The following is a 15,799-nucleotide window of genomic DNA, read 5'->3' on the forward strand; positions in this document are numbered from 1 at the left end:
CCACACTTCGAAGCTGTCCAGTAGGGGCCGGGACCTCCTTTGCTGCCGCACCTGTTGAAGTTCGAGCCCGAGCCAGGCAGTGGCTCCAGATTCGCCGGCGCCATTACGCCGGTGATTCCCTGGCGCCATTACGCCGAAGATCTGGTGGCGCCAATACGCCGGCGACGGATTGGCTCCATCATGCCGGCGATTCACATTCAGCATGTAGTTGATGGCTTTGGTCGTCCATTACGGCGGCGATCTCCTTTCATTGACCGCTACGCTTCCGGCTTTTGGCCGGAAGGGAGCATGAACAGAAGGTTCGAGATGTTTCATTACCGACAGGTCCTGGTGCGGATGCGCCAGGGCGATTCTGACCGGGACATCGCCCGATCCAAGACGATGGGGCGGCGCAAGCTGTCCCAGGTCCGAGAGACCGCGAGCAACCGGGGCTGGCTAGGTCCCGACACCCCGTTGCCCACCGACGCGGAGCTGGCCGAGGTCTTCGGCCGCGACAGCATGGCAGCACCGTTGCCCCCCAGTTGCGTGTCGCCGCTGGAAGCCTGGCGCGAACAGATTGTGCAGTGGCACGCGGCCGGCATTCAGGGCACGACGATCCTCAGCGCCCTCGAGCGCAACCATGGTTACTGCGGTAGCACGTCGTCCATTTACCGGTTCCTCAAGCAAATCAAGGAATCTGAGGTACCGGAAGTCCCCATGCGGCTAGAGTTCAAGCCGGCTGAGGCCGCGCAGATTGACTTTGGCGCCGGCCCGACGCTCACCGATGTGTATACCGGCGAGATCCACAAGACCTGGTACTTTGTCATGACGCTTTGCTGGTCCCGGCACCAGTACGTCGAGATCGTGCGCGACCAGACCATTGCCACCTGGCTGCAGTGTCACCGACATGCCTTCGAATGGTTTCATGGGGTGCCGGTGCGGCTCATCATCGATAACCCCAAGTGCGCCATCACCAGGGCCTGCATCTACGAACCGGAAGTTCAGCGGGCCTACGCGCAATGTGCCGAGGGCTATGGCTTCCGCATTGACCCCTGTCCGCCACGGGACCCACAGAAAAAGGGTTCATCGAGGAATTCCGGGGAAGGCTGCGCGGATTTTGAGGAAGAAGTATTCCTCGTCGCGATAGCCGTACGCGCGGCGCTTGATGACCTTGATGGTGTTGTTGATGCCTTCGACCACGCTGGTGTTCAATGGGTGGCGGCAGCGGGCCAAGATGCCATGCCAGTAGCCTTGCAGGCGCTTCGCAAACAACTCCAGGGCAGGTATTCGGCTCTGCCGAGCCTGCTCGCACCATTGCTCCCAAGCTTTTTGCGCCCACGCCGGGCGGCGGTAGAACCATAGCCGCTTTAGCTCGTCGCGCAACAGATAGACTGTCAGCAATGGCCGGTTCGCCTCCAGGACCTCATCCAGATGAACCGCCTGGGGGACGCTCAAGTTCTCCCGATTCCGCAGCAGTAGCCAGCGTGTGGACTTGAGCACCCGTCTGGCCGGCCGATCGTGCCGCAGCTGATTGGCCTGATCCACCCGTACTCGGTCGATGACCTCACGCCCGTACTTAGCTACCACGTGGAACAGGTCGAAGACCACCTCTGCTTGCGGGCAATGCGCCCGGATCTCCAACTCATACGCGGTCGTCATGTCGATGGCGACGGCCTCGATGCGCTGCGCAACGCCGGCGGGGAGCTGCTCAAAGAAGGCTCGGGCGGTCTCGCGTGAGCGCCCCTGTCCGATCCAGAGCACCTGCCGCCCAATGGGGTCGACTACCACCGTGGCATATCGATGCCCCTTGTGTAGCGCGAACTCATCCATGGCCAGGTAGCGGATATTGGACCAGTCCGGCTCGGCCACTGCCTCACGCAAGCGAGCCTTATCGATCGATTTAACTGTGTGCCAGCCCAGATCGTAGAAGGCCGCCACCGCCTGCACCGTACAGTGGCGCAACAAGTGGCCGCAAGCCTGGGCCAAGCGGGCCGTCACGCGTTGGTAGCGCCCAAGCCATTCCAGCCGCTCCAGCCTCGGACCGCCGCAACGGTCGCACCAAACGCGCCGGCGCGGCACGTGCAGTACGACCCGATACTCGAACAGCGGAAGGTCCCGGACTCGCCTGACCACTGTCTCATGCACCTGATGGCAGCGCGCGCCACACTCCTCGCAATGCATGACCTTGCTGACCGGCTTCAAGTACAACGACAGCGTACGGCTCTCTCCCTCCGGCCATTCCACGCGCTCCAGCCGGTAGCCCTTCCAGCAACCCAGTGCTTGCAGCGTCTTGCGATCCAGCACACATCCCCCTGATACCTGAAGAAACAGACATCAGCATACAAAATGTGCTCTTTCGGGCCACGGTTTTCTGCGAAGAACCAGAAAAAGGGCATCGTGGAATCGGGAGTCAAGTACGTAAAGAACAGCTTCGGGCCGCTGCGCGACTTCCGCGACCTCGCCGATGCCAACCGCCAGGTGCGCGCCTGGGTCATGGCCGAGGCCGGCACTCGCATCCACGGCACGACGCGCCAGCAGCTGTTGACGGCGGTGTAAAAGCGGCAGTAAATGGCGGCGTACGGTTGGGTAAGAAGGTCAACAGCAAGGGGCCGCATGCGGCCCCTTGCTGTTTGGGTTGGACAGCAGGTTAGAACGGATCGTCGAGGCTTTTCTCGGGGGGCGAGCGCTGCTCACTCAGCAGGTCATGCAATGCGAGCTGGTAGTGAGCGCAGATCCGCTCGCGTAGATCGTCGATGAGTTCGACGACGGCGAGCGCCTGCTCAGCGGACCAGTTGTCTGGGATCAGGAAGTCGAGCCCCTGGGTGATGCCTGACGGCAGATGCAGATGCGTCATGATGGTTTTTTCTCCGCCCGGGCCACGCTGCGTTTCTTTGCTCGCTGATCGGCCCGCTCGCGCGCTTCCTTGACGCGATACGACTCGCCCTCGATCGCGATGACTTCGGCACGATGCACCAGTCGGTCAACCAGCGAGACGACGCAGGCGGCATTCGGGAACACCTCAGACCATTCGACGAATGGTCTGTTTGTTGTAACCACCGTACTGGTGGCGCCATATCGGCGACTGATGAGCTCGAACAGCAGATCGGCATGTCGGTTTGAGTACGACAGGTAGCCGACCTCGTCGATGACCAGCACGTCCGGCGAGGCATAGCGGTGCAGGCGCCGACGCAAGGCCGAATCGCTGTCAAGAGCGGCCAGCTCGCCGAGCATCTGGCAGGCGGTGGTGAACAGCGCCGTGTGCCCGTGGACGAGCGCCTGATAGGCCAGATTCAGCGCCAGGGTCGATTTGCCGACGCCGTTCGGGCCGATCAGCACGACGTTGGCCGAGTCCTTGACGAACTCCAGCTACATCAATTCCTCGACGGCGGCCCGGTCGCAGCGCGTCGGCCACGTCCAGTCGAAGTCGCACAATGGCTTGAAGTTGCCCAGGCGGGCATCCCGGATGCGTCGCTCCAGCGAGCGACGCGAGCGCTCCTCTTCTTCCCATTGCAGCAGCGGCGCTACCCATCCAGCATCAGCGACCTCCGGCCAGTGCGCCAGCAGCCCATGCAGGCGCAAGGCATTCGTACGGCTTTGCAGGTTCTCAGGCGTGTTCATTGGCATCTCCAGCGATCTGATCGTAGATGTCGAGCCGGTGGGGTATGACCAGCTTGTCCTTGTGCCGGACGTGTTCAGGCAGATGGATGCCCACCGGCGGGGGTGCATGGCGCGCTTCGCGCCGGCGCTCCAGCGCCAGGCGCACCGGATTCTGGTGAGGTGCCGCGTCGCTGGCGAGGGTTTCCTCGATCGCCGCTTGCAGTTCGGCGGCGCCATACCGGTCGAGCAGCCGCAGCAGGTGGGTGGTGATGTTGCCCAGATTGCCGCCCCGTTCCGCCGCGCGCAGCAACAGCGCCTGGCTGGCCGGCGCCGCCCGAGCCAGATGGTCAAGTCCGCGATGGTGGCGGGCTTCGCGTTTGCGTTCGACCAGGGCGTTGATGTGTGCGGCAATTTCTATCTGCGCGCCGCGATCGTAACTGCGCTCATGAGTGGCGAGCAGTTCCGTGCCATCGAGGATGCGTACCTGCCGGGGACTGGCCCGCACCGTGAGCGTGCGTCGCACATGGGTATGCGGGATCGTGTAATCATTCAGGCCGAAGCGCACGTACGGTGTCTTGCCGACCTTGACGTTCTGTTGCGGTTCGCACGGATAGGGATTCTCCGGCAAGGCGAGCAGGCTGGGCTGCTCGCGGCAGAACGCCTCGCGTACGCTGATCGTCGGTTCTTCCCGGCAGGGGCGATCGGCCGCAAGTCCCGCACACCAATGGGCGGCTTGAGCGTTGAGCTCATCGAGGTCGGTCACGGTGCGTCCGGCGAAGAAGTTCTCGCGCACGTAGCGGATGGCGCGCTCCACGCGCCCTTTCTCGTTGCCACGGGCGACGGCAACCGGCCGGGGCTCGTAGCGGTGATGCGCCGCGAACGCGAGCAGCGTCGGATGGAAACGGATCGCATCTCCCTGGCGTTCCAGAACGGCGCTCTTCAGGTTGTCGTAGAGCAGGACCCTGGGCAGGCCGGACCAAGCCTCGAAGGCGCCGGCATGGCCGGCCAGGAAGCTATCCATGCGCGCATCGAGGAAGAATCTCAGATAGATCTGCCGCGACCACGACAGCACCATCACGAAGGCCATCAGCGGCCGGCGCGCGCGGCCGATCTGCAGATGGCCGAAGTGTCCCCAGTCAACCTGCCCTTGTTCCCCCTGCAGGGTGCGCAAACGCAGATAGGCTTCGGGCAGTGGGCGCGGCCGGTGCAGCGCGATCATGTGCCGGAAGTGGTGCTGGCTCCCGCGGTAGCCACGCTCGGTCACCATCGCATACAGGCGGCTGGCCGTGAGCGACGGGAACTTCTTCAGCGTCTCATGGATGAATGGCAGGTAGGCGTCGATCTGCGAGGGCCGCTGCACCGTGCCAATCCGGGGTAGGCCGGCCTGTGCCAGCACACGTTGAACGGTGTCGCGGTGCACATGCAACTGGCGCGCGATGGTGCCGGCGCGCCATTTCTCGACGTGGTAGTAACGCAGAATCTGGGCTTCGAGTTCTACTCCAATGGTCATGGGTCGTGTCCTGTGCGGTCAGTCGTACGAACATCACGGAAGACCCTACGACGCAGTGGTCCGAGGCGAACAAAGCCCGAGTATGCGCAACGGCAGAAGTGGCAATGCTCAGACACAGGTATTGAGGCGCCAGCGGGCGCCGGTGCTCTGGCCGGCGTCGTCAAGGTCAGCGGCAGTAGAGCATCGGCGGCCTGCGCGACGGAACCCTGATGCGTCACTTTCTTTTGGCGACAGCGATAGCGGCGCATCCGCTCCGCGTGCGCCAGGCGGCCGCGGCGGCTGTGTTGGTAGCGCTGAGCGGCCTCGCGCAGACTGGCGCGGCGCGCTGCTTGCGAGCAGCCGCCATTGCAGTAGACCTGACCGCGGTCGCAGCGGCGGCAAACAATGACCTGCGCCCGGCAATGAGCGCACACAAAGAGGCGGCCCGTGGCCGGCATCGGCAATCCCCCGTTATGCCGAAACGGCCTCGACGGGCTGGACGAGCCGTGCCATACTGGCCCGGCACGCGCGCCCTTGGCACGAGTGGGGCACGACATCGGGATGAACTTGGCGGTTTGGACCGGTGTCGTGCCTGTTTCTTTTCGGCGGTAAATCCGACCTTTTTACCGCATCCCTACTGCGACGTCACCACCTTGCGGAATGCCCGTCACCGGGCGCGTCTGCACTCGCCCTACGGGCTCGTTCCGACGCGCCCGGTGACAACCCTTCAATATCAAATCAGAAGACCTTGGGACAGTCCTGCAATGCAGGAGTTGTTCTGCATCTTTAAGCTACGCCACCGTTTAGTGCCGGTTTTAAACAGCCGTTCACAAGGGCAGCAGAGCCTCATAGTCGTCGGCTGTCTGTGCCTGTGGCAACGCCTTGAACAAGGCAACGAGATACTGATACGGATCTACGTCGTTGGCCTTACAGGTTTTTCACTCCACCCGAATCCAACCGGCGATTCCACGGCAAAGCAACCATGGATTCCACGGGAAGCCGACCATCTTGCCGGGGTAGGAAATCCCGCCTGGTAGAGCGCTGGGATGCAGGGATAACCATGGCACTCTCGATCGCAGGTCAGCATCGACCAGCTCGGCTTCGAAGAACGTCTCGGGCTGCTCGTCGAACGCGAATGCAGCAAGCGCCAGTCGCGCATGTTCTCGGCCCGGCTGCGGCGCGCACAACTTCGCTTCCCAGACGCCGTCCCCGAGGACATCAACTACCGCGCTGCCCGCCGCCTGGACCGGGCCCTGCTGGCCCGCCTGTTGACCGGGGAATGTACTGGGGACACCTGAACGTGATCCTCATCCGCAAGACAAGCCTCGGCAAGAGCTGGCTGGCGTACGCCTTGGCGAACCAGGCTTGCCGACATGGCTACTCCGTCGGCTACCTGCGCATGCCGAAGTTCAGGGAGGAGATGGCTATGGTCGATGGCAGCGGGCGCTTCGGGACGTTGCTGGCCCAATGGGCCAAACCCGACATTCTAGTGGTGGACGACTTTGCGACGACGCCCCTTGCCGACTAGGCGCGCCGTGATCTGCTTGGCCTGCTGGATGTTCAGCACGGCTCGCGCTCAACCGTCGTCACCAGTCAAATCCCCGCTCCGGGCTGATAGGTTGGAGTCGTGGCGCATTCAGCTCCCTGTTAAACGGCCAAGCACACTCGATTTGCGTTTGTGCAGAGTATCCTTAACCATTCTTCTCAAGAGTGATTTGAAGCCTTTCTTTAGGTGTCACGGTTGCTTCGTAGATTGCGATGTGATCGTTCGACGCGAAAGTAACGTGCGGCGTTCCTTGAACATGACCCAACTGTGGGTTCACCGTATGCCCGTAGGGCGTCACTGCGACCGCATCGCCCGGCACGCCTATCTCGTCGAGCGTGAGGGTTCTAGACTGCATCGCGGGATAATCGCCGCTCGATATCGTCGTGGCATGCCACGTGCCGTCGCTACTCTGCCACTGGACTGAGAAGCAGAACACATAGCCGGTTTTGTTTTTTACTGTGATCTTTTGAGCCTGGATCATGATTTTTCCCATGCGAAGAAATTATAGGAATGACGTAAAGGGACTCTCTGCTTAGCGATGCTCGGTCTTCTCCTTGGTCAGTCGAGATAAGTCGCGCCAAAAGCACTTCTGCGGCTATAGGAAGAGAAGGTCGCGGGATATCAATAATGAAGTAAATGCAATCTATGTTCCTGGCGCCCAGGAAAACTGATAACCATCCGAAAAGTGAATAAATCAATACTTATTCTTGGGTGATTTGTTATAATTGTTATATCATTGAACATCATGTTGTCTTAAACTGTACACCGCTGCCCCCGGTTCCCGCCACTGACCTAGCAGGCCGCTGAAATACCTCCAGCGAACGTTGTGAAAAACCGCTAACCCACCGGCCCTATCGGGGAAGTCGCACCTCTTCCGCAGCCTCACCGAGGAGCCCCTCAATCTCGATTTATGCAACAACGCCGCTTCAAGCAATGACGTAGCAAAACTTGATTTTGATCAACAACAGGGAAGTTGGCCATTCTTTCTGCCTTGCCTCGCACATACCATATTGCCTAGACTTCTCTAGCCATTCCTCGTGCTGTTTCAGGAATGACGAACATAGCGAGTTCGTGCCATTTTGGCATCCAGCAGGAAATATTGGAATGGAATGGGCCCAGTGTTTTGCCTCGACGGCATTTCTCAAATCTTTGTAATTGTGGCTCGACATTTAAACTTCAAACTTTCAAGGATCCAATCATGTCTAACATCAAGAAGGCAGTGTTCGGCGCGCTAATGACCATCACTTTGCTCGGGGGCGCGGTGTCTGCATCAGCTCAGCCAGTATGCCAACCCCAGCATCCAGGGCAGACATGCGAGTATGATGCGGTGCTGAAGACCTGCATTTGTAACTAAGAATTGAAAGGCCTGGATAGTACGCTCCATGCCCGTCAATATGGACACCTTCTTTAATCCGCTCCCTCAAAGTTTGACGCCCGTCTAACTTTGAGGGGTGTATTACCAATGCGAGGATATTCCGTTCAACAACGATACGACCATCCTTAATGACCATGGATGCGTAACCAGAAACAGACGGCAATGGGTTCGCCGGGGCTCACAGAATGCACAGTGATAACAGTAAGCTGGGTTGCTTCGCGGCCGCGCCGCCTCTGTTCCATCTTCCTACCAACACCCCGATGGCGTCTAGTCATTGTTGGCATCGAGCGTGCACATCTGGCGGAGGGGCCGGAAGGCTCCACGTGATCCGTCGATCTCATGCGGCAGCCGGATCTGCTCCCACGGCACGACCGGATCGGGCAGTGCCGCCGTGACCAGGGCGCGCGCCCGCTGAATCGCTGATCTGCGGCTCGGGGAGGGGCAGCGACCGCAACGTTTCGGGCGCGCGGGCGACCGCCTGGCGCGACGACGCGCCCGCGTACCAGGCGCGCAGGGCCGCCAAGGCGGCGGCGTCGGGGAAATCGGGCGAGATCATCGTGTCTTGCATCGAAAATCGTTCGCGGGGTGCGTAAGCTTTGGTATGGAGATGGCCAGGCCGGCACCAATCCACCCAAGTTACTGTAAGCATCAACAAGCCTTATAGGCAGCATGATGAGGCTTCTGGCGAGGCGGACGGGGCTTGGCGCGATCCGGTCGCACGCGATGGATACGTGTTGCGATCAAGGCCAAGGTCTCATTCAGAGCAGCCCTGGCCCAGCGCAGGCCGAGCAGAACCGCAGGCAGGACAGGTTTGAGCGCGGTAATGGCGTAGGTACGGTTGATCCGATGGTCCGAGTCAATGTCATGTTCCTGCGCGGCGGTGAGGCAGCATAGGGCGTGCAGGTTGTCACATAGGATTTTGGCGCCGAAGTCCTGCCTGGCGGCCAACTGCGAGAGGCCGGACAGATGTTCGAGTGCCATGCGGTGTTTGAGGCGTTTGAACGCCTCCTCGAGGCGCCAGCGCTGGTGATAGAGATCGCGGAAGGTGGCAGCCGGATAGTGGTGCATGTCGAGCAGATTGGTGATGAGCACGCGCACCTTGCCGGCTGGCGAGATCTGCCGGATCAGCCGGACGGTCTGCGGAGTAGCCGCACACTCATAGTCGCGCGCGTCATTTCGGGCTGGAGCCGGGAGCGTGACGATGGCCTCGTCGCGACCGGAGCGGACGAAGTGCCGCACGGCAGCAAAGCCGCTACCGTCGGCGCGCATGCAGAAAGGGATTTTTCGTTGGTTGAGCACGGCCACCAGCCAGCGGGCGGGGTAGCCGCGATCGAGCAAGAGCAAGTCGTCGGATTGCAGGCGGTCCAGATGCTCGAACAGGATCTGGCGTTCGTTCTCGTGCACGCTGTGCAGTGAGGCGGCGAGCATGATCTCGGCCCCGGGCAGGTATAGGCCGAAGGCGAGTTGATCGCGAGTGGCGGCTCGAGGCAGATGGCTGTGGCGGATGGCGAAACGCAGGTGTGAGGCGTCCGCGGCGACTAGCCGAAAGCCATGCCAGCGCGGCAAATGGTCTGACACCTGCCGAAGCAGCCAGTCATTGAGGTGAGCAAAGACATCGCCGCTGAGTTTGCTGCGAGCCTGGGCGAAGGCTTGTTCACTGACGCAACGGCGCAAGATGTTCTGGCGCGCGAGCGCGGCGAAGAATTGATCGAGTTCGGCTTGTACGCCCATGCGCAAGTTGCCAAGCATGAAGGCGATCAGTGTCGGCAGAGTGAGCTTGCGCTGACGGGTGAATGCGGAGGGTCGTTCGGGATGGCGAGCAAGATCGTGAAAGACCTTGGTGTGCAGATATTCGGTAAGCGAAGCGAACAAATCGGTCAGGGGCATGAGAGCCAAGCGAAGATCGAGAAGCGATCCTCTATTGGCCGCCGCCCTGCTTGCGCTAAACAGCCAGCGCAAGCAGGGCGGCGGCCGCTCGAACCTCGTCACATGTCAAGCGTTCGCGGGGGCAAATCGCGATTCTATTGACGGCTAAACTTGGGTGGATTGGCTCCAGGGGGGGCTACCGTGTCAAGAACTGGGCGCAGTTCGACAAGGGATTGATACCCCGAGGAGATATCCCGAGGTGGGTGAGGAACTTGCTCGGGCCGCCGGCTAAAGCCCTGTCGCCCTATCGTGGCCACCCGCTCGCCTATACGGATGCGCTGATCCAGGAGCTGATCGCTCTCAAGCAGGGGTTCCCGCTGCCGCTGCGCGTGCTGCAAGGCTTCGAGTAGAGCTTGCGTAGCCTGGCCTTCCCAACGTTGCCAGCGCCGAACTACACGACAATGAGCCGCGCGCAGAATCTGAACGTCGTGCTGCCCGTCTCGCGTACTGGCGAGCCGCCGCATCTGGTGATCGATAGCGCGGGGCTGAAACTTTACGGCGAAGACGAGTGGAAGGTTCGCAAGCACAGTTGCTTCAAGCGACGGACCTGGCGCACGGTCCATCTTGCTATGGACGCCAACACCAGATACGCCGATTGATACCATCGGAGGTGACGGCGCTTACGACAATAAGGCAAGCCACGCCGAAATTGCCGCGCGAGTTGCACAGCCCGCTATTCCACCACGCGATGGAGCGAAGCCTTGGTCTGAAAGTACGTCGGGCGCCGTCTCGCGTTCCGGCGCGGAGGCGTGCGCCGGTAGCTTGTCAGGATGACGGGCCGAACTGTTATGCTTTCACAGTGAGTTGCTGTTTTAGACCGGGAGCAAAATCTGCGGCATTCAAGTAGTGGTTCTCGATGGGACCCGTACGATGTCGTGTGAACAATAGCTTATCGAAGCTTCTCACCCTATTCTCTGCCGAGTTAAACGCTCTGCCGGTCTGATGTGGCGCTTCACCAATTGATCTAGCAGGCTGCTGAAGTACTCATCGCGCTAGCGATGAGTTTTTCCCCGCAAGGCGGGGAGCGCTGTTTTTCACAATCCGGAAGCCGGACGTCACTGCCTCGGCTTTTTCCGCATTTTGGCGCCCATTCCGGCCTCATTAGCGCGATTACTGCAACTGCGAACGGATTTGTCCCAGCGAGCGCATGCGCACGAGGTGGTAGGCGGCCATGCTCAGCACAAACATCTGATCGACTTTCTTCAGACCGCGCACCATCACCTGACGCATGCGCCCCACGGTCTTGACCCACCCGAAGCCCTGTTCGATCAGCTTGCGCTTCTGTTGCGAGACGGCATAACCGGCGCTGGAAGCAATGGCATCAGGAACGGCCGAGCGACGACCCGATGTGTTCTGCGCCACGTGGGGCGTCACCTTCATTTCCAGGCAGGCCTCAATGAACTCGTGCGCGTCATAGCCCTTGTCCGCGCCCACGGTGACTTCCACATTCAGGTCTTCAATCACCTGCCTGGCATCGTTAAGCATGACCTTTGCGGCCTCCCGCTCGGCGTGTCCGTCCGCCTTGGTCACCATGGCGCTAACCACCAGGCCATGGCGGTTGTCGCTCAGGGTATGACCCATGTAGCGCAGCTCACTGGATGTCTTGCCCTTGCGGTAGAGCTTGGCATCGGGATCGGTCTTGGATTCGTGTGTCTCGTTGCTGCGCTTGCGACCTTTGAAGCTGCCGCCGGCGTCATCGTCTTGGTCGTCGCCATCCTTGCGCACGAAGCTCTTGTGGCCTGCCCACGCCTGTATCAGCGTGCCGTCCACGCTGAAGTGCTCACCCGACAGCCAGTTCTTCTTCTGCGCGATGGCCAGCACCTCGTTGAAAAACTGGATCACCGCATCATGCTTGATCAGTCGCTCGCGGTTCTTGGTGAAGACCGTGGGCACCCAAACTGAGTCGTCCATCGACAGCCCGATGAACCAGCGAAACAGCAGGTTGTATTGCGTCTGCTCCATGAGCTGGCGCTCAGAGCGAATGCTGTAGAGCACCTGCAGCAGCATGGCCCGCAGCAACTTCTCCGGCGCGATACTGGGGCGGCCACCCTTGATATCGGCCTCGTACATCTGCGCGAACAGCCGGTCCATCTTCACCAGCGCCTGGTTGGCCATAGTCCGGATCGAGCGCAGCGGATGGGACTGCGGCACGAAATCCTCCAGCCTCCGCATAGTGAACAAGCTTTCCGTGAAGGTATCTGCGCCGCGCATGAATGTGGGATTGGATGGGATCCTCAAAGCAACGCTTCAGCCAGTCGTCGCGCTGACGTCCGCTGGAGGTATTTCAGCGGCCTGCTAGGGCGCCAGCGCCGAGGCAAGCCAGTCTTCTTTCCAACTCCCCGCCAAGCATCAATATGTGAAGGTTGTGGAACACGAACCGGCGCCAGCATCAGTCGGCGAAACCGCCATTACAAGATCCACATTGCCAGCCATGGTCGGCATTTTGCTAGGCTGGAAACTCGTTGTACCCCGAGCGTGCCTGGTAGTTCAACGCGTTGAGTCTGTCCAAGCGAATCGATGTTGGCATCGTCGCAATTGTCGGCGTCTGATATCAGCTTACGCCGGCGTGGAGATTGACTGGGACTGGACAATGCGGGGCGAAAATATTGTGTAGGCATCAATGAATCTCGACACAACAGATCTGCGAATTCTCGATGAACTCCAGCAGAACAGCGCTCTAACGAACGTTGAACTAGCGCGCCGCGTTCATCTTTCTCCGTCGCCGTGTCTCGCTCGGGTCAGAGCCCTCGCGAGTGCCGGCGTAATACGGCGCTATGTCGCACTTGTTAGTTGTTAGCGCCGATGTAAAATTGACCCACCCCGCCGAAGTAAAACTGACCCACCTGGTGGAGGATGGCGGATTTGCCGCCGATGCTGACACAGGAGCAAGCAGTGGAAATCAGGGTATTGGCGAAACGAGGTGCGGGGGTGAGGGAGATAGCACGGCAGACGGGTCTGTCGCGCAACACGGTGCGGCGCTATTTGGGCGACGAACACGCGGGTCGGTACAGGCCGCGTGAGCTCAGGGCAACGAAGCTTGCGCCGCACCACGGCTATTTGCTGGAGCGCATCGAAGCGGCACGCCCGCGCTGGATTCCGGCGACCGTGCTGCTACGCGAGTTGCGCGAACGCGGCTACGACGGTGGCGTCAGCCAGCTCGAGGTGTTTCTGGCGCCGCATAAGCGCGCCGAGCCCGAGCCGCTGGTGCGCTTCGAGACGGCCCCTGGCAAGCAAATGCAGGCCGACTTCACAGTCATTCGGCGCGGGCGCGAGCCACTGCTGGCACTGGTGGCGACGCTGGGCTACAGCCGCGCGAGCTTCGTGCGTTTCACGGCCGGCGAGGACACCGCCACGCTATGCGCCTGTCTGGAAGAGGCGCTGGCTTTCTTCGGCGGCGTGCCTGAATAATCGGCAGCTGCCGATTACTCAGGTAATCAGCAGCAGCGAGAAATCCGAAGGAACTCGCCCCGTCCTTTGCTCCTCCATACCCAACAGCGACAGTTCCTTCAGATTTGGTAGGCCAGCTCAAAGCGATTCCAGCCAAGTGAGCAAGTCCTCGTTGCGGCGCCATGGTGGTGGCTTGTCGATCTTCGAATGCGGCTGCAGCCGCTGCAGGGCTTCGCGTTTGGTGTCCAAATTTGCTTGGGCGTAGTGATTGGTGGTGTCGAGGCTCGCGTGCCCCAACCAACTCCGGATCACGGTGACATCGACGCCAGCGGCGACCAGGTGGACCGCAGCCGCGTGCCGAAAAGTGTGCGGCGAGATCTTATTCGATGCCAACGTCGGCACAACCGCAGCGGCGCTACGCACGTACTGCGTGAGCTTGAAGCGGACTCCCGAGGGTCCCAGAGGCATGCCATATCGATTGACAAACAACCTTTCGTTGCTAGCGCACGGTTGCCGCTGCAGCAATGCCTTTAGCAACTCGACGATCTCTGGCCACAGCGGGCAGATGCGTTCCCTGCGGCCCTTCCCGAGCAGTCGCACGCAGTTCGGTGGGTCGAATCGGATGTCGGCAGGACAAAGATTGAGCACCTCTTGTATCCGCGCACCCGTGTTATAAAGGAGCCATAGCAGCACGTGATCACGTTGTCCTTCCAGCTGGGTGCGATCCGGCTGCGCCCGGATTGCCTCGATCTTGTGCATGTGGAGCTCCTGGCGCACCGGCATCGGCGCCTTCTTAGTCGGAATTCGCAGCACCTCGGAACACTGCTCGATGGCTGTGGGGTCACGCTCGGCGACGAAACTGAAGAAGCTGCGCAACGCAGCGAGACGACAGTTTGCGCGTGCCGATAGAGACCTTGCGCTCGCGCTCGCTGTGCTGCAAGAACGCAGCGACCTCGGTTGCGTTTAGCGCTTGCAGCGTGAGATCGGCGACACGACAACGTCGGCGCTCAGCGACAAAACGCAGGAACAGTCGCCAGGCGTCTCGGTAGGAACGTATCGTGTGGGCGGAGACGTTGCGCTGTTCTGCCAGCCGCTCATAGAAGAAGGTCCGCAGCAGTCGCGGGAAAGGATCGGTCGGCTTCATCATGATGCTCTCCCGGGGATGTGCACCTGATGCAGCACCAGATGTCGAAACCGCTCGCTGGCGAGCTGCAGCAGTTCCTGCGTCACGGTCAAGTAGACGAGCGTGGAGTTGATGTCCTTGTGGCCTAGGTAGGTTGCCAGGTACGGCAGCCGCGCCTGAGGATTGATTCCTTGGCGATACCAGGAAAGCATCCGATAGACGACGAAAACGTGCCGAAGATCATGGATTCGAGGCCCGCAGCGTCCCTGTTCGGGCTTGAGCCCGGCGCGTCTCAACACGGCCACCAGCAACTTCTCGATCATCACCCGCGAGTAGCGACCGGCAGCCTGCTGATGCCAGAACAAGCCGCTGTCGCCGTCCTGCGGTGCTCCGGCGCGTCGTCTCGCGTCGAGATACTCGCGCAGCGCTGCCACCACACTGTCAGACAGGGGCAGGCTTCTGGATTTGAAGAGCTTCGTCTCGCGAACTTCCAGCATGCCCGTGCTGAGGTCGAAGTTCCCAAGATCCAGCCGCGCGAGTTCACCAAGACGCAGTCCGGCGCAGCAGGCGAGTACGAGCATTGTGTACAGCGCAAGTGGCCGGAGCGGAGCGCGAGGAGATGGGAAGGCGCGCGCGGTGTCGAACAACAACTGCAGCTCTTGCGGGGTATAGATGTACGGACGCCGACGTTCCCATTCGATGCGGTGCTTCAGTCGACGATCCGGCGGCGGCAGTGCGACGCTCGGATCGACACGTCGCCATGCGCGCAACAGGGCGCGTCCCGCCTGTTGGCACTCCCAGGCGTGATTCAGCGTCCGGCCCTGTGCGGCCCACTGCTGCAACAGTACCGCCGGCGGTCGCCCGGGGAGTTCCGGGCGACCTTGCAGGAACCGGTCGAAACGCAGGAGCCAGCCCGACTGTGTCTCATAACGGTAGCCTACCGCGCGCATGAGCTCCACATGCTCGCGCAGCATCTCGCCGAGAAAGCTGGCGAACCGAGCCGGCGGGCGCAGAGACTCGAGCGCCTGCAGAGGTTCGGCTGCGAGCAGCGCACGCGCGATTGGCGTGCCGTATCGTTGACCATAGCAGGAGCGCAGCTCCGCCAGTGGGTTGTGCGAAATCATGCCCTCCGAGTGGAGATAATCTAGGAAGCGATCAACGATGCACGCCCGGTGCAGCACCATGTGGACAGGCGAGTGCCGCGCGCGCTCCAGCAGCCATCCCTGCATCGTAGAGGTGCTGACTGCGGCATCGCCACGTTGCCGCACGAAACGCTGGAACCCGCGCAAAACACAACGGTAGACCTTGGCCGTATCGCGACTGCGCAGCCCCAGGTGATGTACGTGACGCTCGATCGCGTCGCACTTCATCTTCGAG

Annotated in this window: 9 protein-coding genes and 9 pseudogenes; 7 read left to right on the forward strand and 11 right to left on the reverse strand. The window is 61.0% G+C overall.

The window, feature by feature from the left end:
- Positions 1-306 precede the first annotated feature (306 nt).
- A pseudogene (istA, locus tag RALTA_RS30035) lies at positions 307-1,062 on the forward strand (IS21 family transposase); the annotation flags it as partial.
- On the opposite strand, the gene RALTA_RS28515 reads toward istA (RALTA_RS30035), so the two are convergent.
- Positions 1,063-2,283, reverse strand: a complete 1,221-nt coding sequence (locus tag RALTA_RS28515; protein WP_012353615.1) for an ISL3-like element ISRta1 family transposase — start codon at positions 2,281-2,283, stop codon at positions 1,063-1,065.
- Positions 2,284-2,316: 33 nt separating this feature from the next.
- On the opposite strand from RALTA_RS28515, the pseudogene RALTA_RS28520 reads away from it, so the two are divergent.
- Positions 2,317-2,526, forward strand: a pseudogene (locus RALTA_RS28520) (IS21 family transposase); the annotation flags it as partial.
- Between the two features lie 100 nt (positions 2,527-2,626).
- On the opposite strand, the gene RALTA_RS28525 reads toward RALTA_RS28520, so the two are convergent.
- The 4 genes and pseudogenes from RALTA_RS28525 to RALTA_RS30040 all read right to left on the reverse strand — a co-directional run.
- Positions 2,627-2,833, reverse strand: coding sequence for a hypothetical protein (locus tag RALTA_RS28525; RefSeq protein ID WP_012354803.1), 207 nt, complete (start codon positions 2,831-2,833; stop codon positions 2,627-2,629).
- Positions 2,830-3,597, reverse strand: a pseudogene (istB, locus tag RALTA_RS28530) (IS21-like element helper ATPase IstB). The gene RALTA_RS28525 and the pseudogene istB overlap by 4 nt, the downstream one beginning before the upstream one ends.
- Positions 3,584-5,086 carry an IS21 family transposase gene (gene istA / locus RALTA_RS28535; protein WP_012354806.1) on the reverse strand — a complete coding sequence of 501 codons (1,503 nt, stop codon included), beginning with the start codon at positions 5,084-5,086 and terminating at the stop codon, positions 3,584-3,586. Before istA (RALTA_RS28535) ends, istB begins: the two are co-directional and overlap by 14 nt.
- An 806-nt stretch (positions 5,087-5,892) precedes the next feature.
- Positions 5,893-6,003, reverse strand: a pseudogene (locus RALTA_RS30040) (transposase domain-containing protein); the annotation flags it as partial.
- A 180-nt stretch (positions 6,004-6,183) separates the two neighbouring features.
- Here RALTA_RS30040 and RALTA_RS31025 point away from each other — a divergent pair.
- Both RALTA_RS31025 and RALTA_RS31030 read left to right on the forward strand, forming a co-directional pair.
- Entirely contained in the window at positions 6,184-6,363 is a 180-nt protein-coding gene (locus RALTA_RS31025) for an ATP-binding protein (protein ID WP_240988367.1), read from the forward strand.
- A gap of 2 nt (positions 6,364-6,365) precedes the next feature.
- Positions 6,366-6,593 carry an ATP-binding protein gene (locus tag RALTA_RS31030; RefSeq protein WP_240988366.1) on the forward strand — a complete coding sequence of 76 codons (228 nt, stop codon included), beginning with the start codon at positions 6,366-6,368 and terminating at the stop codon, positions 6,591-6,593.
- A gap of 163 nt (positions 6,594-6,756) precedes the next feature.
- Here RALTA_RS31030 and RALTA_RS28545 read toward each other — a convergent pair whose 3' ends face one another.
- The 3 genes and pseudogenes from RALTA_RS28545 to RALTA_RS28550 all read right to left on the reverse strand — a co-directional run bounded on the left by RALTA_RS28545 (position 6,757) and on the right by RALTA_RS28550 (position 9,873).
- The gene (locus RALTA_RS28545) at positions 6,757-7,092 is read right to left on the reverse strand and encodes a hypothetical protein (protein ID WP_012354810.1); all 336 of its coding nucleotides are present in this window, start codon (positions 7,090-7,092) and stop codon (positions 6,757-6,759) included.
- Between the two features lie 1,164 nt (positions 7,093-8,256).
- A pseudogene (locus RALTA_RS30585) lies at positions 8,257-8,554 on the reverse strand (hypothetical protein); the annotation flags it as partial.
- Positions 8,555-8,634: 80 nt separating this feature from the next.
- The gene (locus RALTA_RS28550) at positions 8,635-9,873 is read right to left on the reverse strand and encodes an IS4 family transposase (protein WP_012354743.1); all 1,239 of its coding nucleotides are present in this window, start codon (positions 9,871-9,873) and stop codon (positions 8,635-8,637) included.
- Positions 9,874-10,010: 137 nt separating this feature from the next.
- Between RALTA_RS28550 and RALTA_RS30055 the strand changes: the two are divergent.
- A pseudogene (locus RALTA_RS30055) lies at positions 10,011-10,656 on the forward strand (transposase); the annotation flags it as partial.
- 366 nt (positions 10,657-11,022) lie between these two features.
- Here the strand turns inward: RALTA_RS30055 and RALTA_RS28560 are convergent.
- The gene (locus RALTA_RS28560; protein WP_012354816.1) at positions 11,023-12,123 is read right to left on the reverse strand and encodes an IS5 family transposase; all 1,101 of its coding nucleotides are present in this window, start codon (positions 12,121-12,123) and stop codon (positions 11,023-11,025) included.
- A gap of 409 nt (positions 12,124-12,532) precedes the next feature.
- Between RALTA_RS28560 and RALTA_RS30065 the strand changes: the two are divergent.
- Positions 12,533-12,703, forward strand: a pseudogene (locus RALTA_RS30065) (Lrp/AsnC family transcriptional regulator); the annotation flags it as partial.
- Positions 12,704-12,783: 80 nt separating this feature from the next.
- Positions 12,784-13,317 (forward strand): annotated as a pseudogene (gene istA / locus RALTA_RS28565) (IS21 family transposase); the annotation flags it as partial.
- Between the two features lie 120 nt (positions 13,318-13,437).
- Here istA (RALTA_RS28565) and RALTA_RS28570 read toward each other — a convergent pair.
- Together RALTA_RS28570 and RALTA_RS28575 are read right to left on the reverse strand one after the other, a co-directional pair.
- Positions 13,438-14,443 (reverse strand): annotated as a pseudogene (locus RALTA_RS28570) (tyrosine-type recombinase/integrase).
- Positions 14,443-15,792 (reverse strand): tyrosine-type recombinase/integrase, encoded by a 1,350-nt coding sequence (locus RALTA_RS28575; protein WP_012354819.1) that lies wholly within the window; start codon positions 15,790-15,792, stop codon positions 14,443-14,445. Before RALTA_RS28575 ends, RALTA_RS28570 begins: the two are co-directional and overlap by 1 nt.
- Between the last annotated feature and the right edge of the window lie 7 nt (positions 15,793-15,799).

The sequence above is a fragment of the Cupriavidus taiwanensis LMG 19424 genome, assembly GCF_000069785.1.
Lineage (GTDB): Bacteria > Pseudomonadota > Gammaproteobacteria > Burkholderiales > Burkholderiaceae > Cupriavidus > Cupriavidus taiwanensis.